Genomic DNA, 5,468 nt, shown 5'->3' on the forward strand with positions numbered 1-5,468 from the left:
AAGCTTCTGAAAATAATCACTTGACAGCAAATGAGGCTGCTGTAGAATGCGCGCCTCGGTTGAGACGAAAGATCTTAACCAACCGCTCTTTAACAACTGAATCAAGCAATTCGTGTGGGTGCTTGTGGAGTCAGACTGGTAGTCAACAAGATTATCAGCATCACAAGTTACTCCGCGAGAAATCAAAGATGTAACCAACGATTGCTGAGCCAAGTTTAGGGTTTCTTAAAAACCCAAAGATGTTTGAACTGAAGAGTTTGATCATGGCTCAGATTGAACGCTGGCGGCAGGCCTAACACATGCAAGTCGAGCGGTAGAGAGAAGCTTGCTTCTCTTGAGAGCGGCGGACGGGTGAGTAATGCCTAGGAATCTGCCTGGTAGTGGGGGATAACGTTCGGAAACGGACGCTAATACCGCATACGTCCTACGGGAGAAAGCAGGGGACCTTCGGGCCTTGCGCTATCAGATGAGCCTAGGTCGGATTAGCTAGTTGGTGGGGTAATGGCTCACCAAGGCGACGATCCGTAACTGGTCTGAGAGGATGATCAGTCACACTGGAACTGAGACACGGTCCAGACTCCTACGGGAGGCAGCAGTGGGGAATATTGGACAATGGGCGAAAGCCTGATCCAGCCATGCCGCGTGTGTGAAGAAGGTCTTCGGATTGTAAAGCACTTTAAGTTGGGAGGAAGGGTTGTAGATTAATACTCTGCAATTTTGACGTTACCGACAGAATAAGCACCGGCTAACTCTGTGCCAGCAGCCGCGGTAATACAGAGGGTGCAAGCGTTAATCGGAATTACTGGGCGTAAAGCGCGCGTAGGTGGTTAGTTAAGTTGGATGTGAAATCCCCGGGCTCAACCTGGGAACTGCATTCAAAACTGACTGACTAGAGTATGGTAGAGGGTGGTGGAATTTCCTGTGTAGCGGTGAAATGCGTAGATATAGGAAGGAACACCAGTGGCGAAGGCGACCACCTGGACTGATACTGACACTGAGGTGCGAAAGCGTGGGGAGCAAACAGGATTAGATACCCTGGTAGTCCACGCCGTAAACGATGTCAACTAGCCGTTGGGAGCCTTGAGCTCTTAGTGGCGCAGCTAACGCATTAAGTTGACCGCCTGGGGAGTACGGCCGCAAGGTTAAAACTCAAATGAATTGACGGGGGCCCGCACAAGCGGTGGAGCATGTGGTTTAATTCGAAGCAACGCGAAGAACCTTACCAGGCCTTGACATCCAATGAACTTTCTAGAGATAGATTGGTGCCTTCGGGAACATTGAGACAGGTGCTGCATGGCTGTCGTCAGCTCGTGTCGTGAGATGTTGGGTTAAGTCCCGTAACGAGCGCAACCCTTGTCCTTAGTTACCAGCACGTAATGGTGGGCACTCTAAGGAGACTGCCGGTGACAAACCGGAGGAAGGTGGGGATGACGTCAAGTCATCATGGCCCTTACGGCCTGGGCTACACACGTGCTACAATGGTCGGTACAGAGGGTTGCCAAGCCGCGAGGTGGAGCTAATCCCACAAAACCGATCGTAGTCCGGATCGCAGTCTGCAACTCGACTGCGTGAAGTCGGAATCGCTAGTAATCGCGAATCAGAATGTCGCGGTGAATACGTTCCCGGGCCTTGTACACACCGCCCGTCACACCATGGGAGTGGGTTGCACCAGAAGTAGCTAGTCTAACCTTCGGGAGGACGGTTACCACGGTGTGATTCATGACTGGGGTGAAGTCGTAACAAGGTAGCCGTAGGGGAACCTGCGGCTGGATCACCTCCTTAATCGACGACATCAGCTGCTCCATAAGTTCCCACACGAATTGCTTGATTCATTGAAGAAGACGAAAAGAAGCAGCCCGAAATTGGGTCTGTAGCTCAGTTGGTTAGAGCGCACCCCTGATAAGGGTGAGGTCGGCAGTTCGAATCTGCCCAGACCCACCAATTTTGTGTGGGAAACGCCTGTAGAAATACGGGGCCATAGCTCAGCTGGGAGAGCGCCTGCCTTGCACGCAGGAGGTCAACGGTTCGATCCCGTTTGGCTCCACCACTACTGCTTCTGTTTGTATAAAGCTTAGAAATGAGCATTCCATCATTATGATGGTGAATGTTGATTTCTAGTCTTTGACTAGTTCGTTCTTTAAAAATTTGGGTATGTGATAGAAAGATAGACTGAACGTTACTTTCACTGGTAACGGATCAGGCTAAGGTAAAATTTGTGAGTTACTCAAATTGAGTATTATCGAATTTTCGGCGAATGTCGTCTTCACAGTATAACCAGATTGCTTGGGGTTATATGGTCAAGTGAAGAAGCGCATACGGTGGATGCCTTGGCAGTCAGAGGCGATGAAAGACGTGGTAGCCTGCGAAAAGCTTCGGGGAGTCGGCAAACAGACTTTGATCCGGAGATGTCTGAATGGGGGAACCCAGCCATCATAAGATGGTTATCTTAAGCTGAATACATAGGCTTAAGAGGCGAACCAGGGGAACTGAAACATCTAAGTACCCTGAGGAAAAGAAATCAACCGAGATTCCCTTAGTAGTGGCGAGCGAACGGGGACTAGCCCTTAAGTGGCTTTGAGATTAGCGGAACGCTCTGGAAAGTGCGGCCATAGTGGGTGATAGCCCTGTACGCGAAAATCTCTTAGTCATGAAATCGAGTAGGACGGAGCACGAGAAACTTTGTCTGAATATGGGGGGACCATCCTCCAAGGCTAAATACTACTGACTGACCGATAGTGAACTAGTACCGTGAGGGAAAGGCGAAAAGAACCCCGGAGAGGGGAGTGAAATAGATCCTGAAACCGTATGCGTACAAGCAGTGGGAGCCCACTTTGTTGGGTGACTGCGTACCTTTTGTATAATGGGTCAGCGACTTATTTTCAGTGGCGAGCTTAACCGAATAGGGGAGGCGTAGCGAAAGCGAGTCTTAATAGGGCGTCTAGTCGCTGGGAATAGACCCGAAACCGGGCGATCTATCCATGGGCAGGTTGAAGGTTGGGTAACACTAACTGGAGGACCGAACCGACTACCGTTGAAAAGTTAGCGGATGACCTGTGGATCGGAGTGAAAGGCTAATCAAGCTCGGAGATAGCTGGTTCTCCTCGAAAGCTATTTAGGTAGCGCCTCATGTATCACTGTAGGGGGTAGAGCACTGTTTCGGCTAGGGGGTCATCCCGACTTACCAAACCGATGCAAACTCCGAATACCTACAAGTGCCGAGCATGGGAGACACACGGCGGGTGCTAACGTCCGTCGTGAAAAGGGAAACAACCCAGACCGTCAGCTAAGGTCCCAAAGTTATGGTTAAGTGGGAAACGATGTGGGAAGGCTTAGACAGCTAGGAGGTTGGCTTAGAAGCAGCCACCCTTTAAAGAAAGCGTAATAGCTCACTAGTCGAGTCGGCCTGCGCGGAAGATGTAACGGGGCTCAAACCATACACCGAAGCTACGGGTATCACCTTCGGGTGATGCGGTAGAGGAGCGTTCTGTAAGCCTGTGAAGGTGAGTTGAGAAGCTTGCTGGAGGTATCAGAAGTGCGAATGCTGACATGAGTAACGACAATGGGTGTGAAAAACACCCACGCCGAAAGACCAAGGTTTCCTGCGCAACGTTAATCGACGCAGGGTTAGTCGGTCCCTAAGGCGAGGCTGAAAAGCGTAGTCGATGGAAAACAGGTTAATATTCCTGTACTTCTGGTTATTGCGATGGAGGGACGGAGAAGGCTAGGCCAGCTTGGCGTTGGTTGTCCAAGTTTAAGGTGGTAGGCTGGAATCTTAGGTAAATCCGGGATTCTAAGGCCGAGAGCTGATGACGAGTTACCCTTTGGGTGACGAAGTGGTTGATGCCATGCTTCCAAGAAAAGCTTCTAAGCTTCAGGTAACCAGGAACCGTACCCCAAACCGACACAGGTGGTTGGGTAGAGAATACCAAGGCGCTTGAGAGAACTCGGGTGAAGGAACTAGGCAAAATGGCACCGTAACTTCGGGAGAAGGTGCGCCGGTGAGGGTGAAGGACTTGCTCCGTAAGCTCATGCCGGTCGAAGATACCAGGCCGCTGCGACTGTTTATTAAAAACACAGCACTCTGCAAACACGAAAGTGGACGTATAGGGTGTGACGCCTGCCCGGTGCCGGAAGGTTAATTGATGGGGTTAGCTAACGCGAAGCTCTTGATCGAAGCCCCGGTAAACGGCGGCCGTAACTATAACGGTCCTAAGGTAGCGAAATTCCTTGTCGGGTAAGTTCCGACCTGCACGAATGGCGTAACGATGGCGGCGCTGTCTCCACCCGAGACTCAGTGAAATTGAAATCGCTGTGAAGATGCAGTGTATCCGCGGCTAGACGGAAAGACCCCGTGAACCTTTACTATAGCTTTGCACTGGACTTTGAATTTGCTTGTGTAGGATAGGTGGGAGGCTTTGAAGCGTGGACGCCAGTTCGCGTGGAGCCAACCTTGAAATACCACCCTGGCAACTTTGAGGTTCTAACTCAGGTCCGTTATCCGGATCGAGGACAGTGTATGGTGGGTAGTTTGACTGGGGCGGTCTCCTCCTAAAGAGTAACGGAGGAGTACGAAGGTGCGCTCAGACCGGTCGGAAATCGGTCGTAGAGTATAAAGGCAAAAGCGCGCTTGACTGCGAGACAGACACGTCGAGCAGGTACGAAAGTAGGTCTTAGTGATCCGGTGGTTCTGTATGGAAGGGCCATCGCTCAACGGATAAAAGGTACTCCGGGGATAACAGGCTGATACCGCCCAAGAGTTCATATCGACGGCGGTGTTTGGCACCTCGATGTCGGCTCATCACATCCTGGGGCTGAAGCCGGTCCCAAGGGTATGGCTGTTCGCCATTTAAAGTGGTACGCGAGCTGGGTTTAGAACGTCGTGAGACAGTTCGGTCCCTATCTGCCGTGGACGTTTGAGATTTGAGAGGGGCTGCTCCTAGTACGAGAGGACCGGAGTGGACGAACCTCTGGTGTTCCGGTTGTCACGCCAGTGGCATTGCCGGGTAGCTATGTTCGGAATAGATAACCGCTGAAAGCATCTAAGCGGGAAACTAGCCTCAAGATGAGATCTCACTGGAACCTTGAGTTCCCTGAAGGGCCGTCGAAGACTACGACGTTGATAGGTTGGGTGTGTAAGCGCTGTGAGGCGTTGAGCTAACCAATACTAATTGCCCGTGAGGCTTGACCATATAACACCCAAGCAATTTGTTTCTCGAAAGAGCATCAGATTGCGGTGTGTGAAGACGAAATGAACCGAAAGTTCGAATCTCACAAAACACCGAAAGCTGTCACATACCCAATTTGCTGAAGCGAGGCACTTGCCGCGACTCAGTACCCGAATTTCTTGACGACCATAGAGCATTGGAACCACCTGATCCCATCCCGAACTCAGCAGTGAAACGATGCATCGCCGATGGTAGTGTGGGGTTTCCCCATGTGAGAGTAGGTCATCGTCAAGATTAAATTCC

At 51.1% G+C, this 5,468-nt stretch carries 2 tRNA genes and 3 rRNA genes; all 5 read left to right on the forward strand.

The window, feature by feature from the left end:
* Positions 1 to 245: 245 nt before the first annotated feature.
* Positions 246 to 1,782 (forward strand): 16S ribosomal RNA (locus tag HBO11_RS28370).
* An 82-nt stretch (positions 1,783 to 1,864) separates the two neighbouring features.
* Positions 1,865 to 1,941, forward strand: a tRNA-Ile gene (locus HBO11_RS28375).
* Positions 1,942 to 1,971: 30 nt separating this feature from the next.
* Positions 1,972 to 2,047 (forward strand) — tRNA-Ala (locus HBO11_RS28380).
* 248 nt (positions 2,048 to 2,295) lie between these two features.
* A 23S ribosomal RNA gene (locus HBO11_RS28385) occupies positions 2,296 to 5,189 on the forward strand.
* Between the two features lie 154 nt (positions 5,190 to 5,343).
* Positions 5,344 to 5,459 (forward strand): 5S ribosomal RNA (rrf, locus tag HBO11_RS28390).
* The 16S, 23S and 5S rRNA genes sit together here with 2 tRNA genes alongside, the layout of an rRNA operon.
* The last annotated feature ends 9 nt before the right edge of the window (positions 5,460 to 5,468 follow it).

The organism is Pseudomonas sp. WS 5010 (assembly GCF_012985565.1).
In the GTDB taxonomy this organism is placed as follows: Bacteria; Pseudomonadota; Gammaproteobacteria; order Pseudomonadales; family Pseudomonadaceae; genus Aquipseudomonas.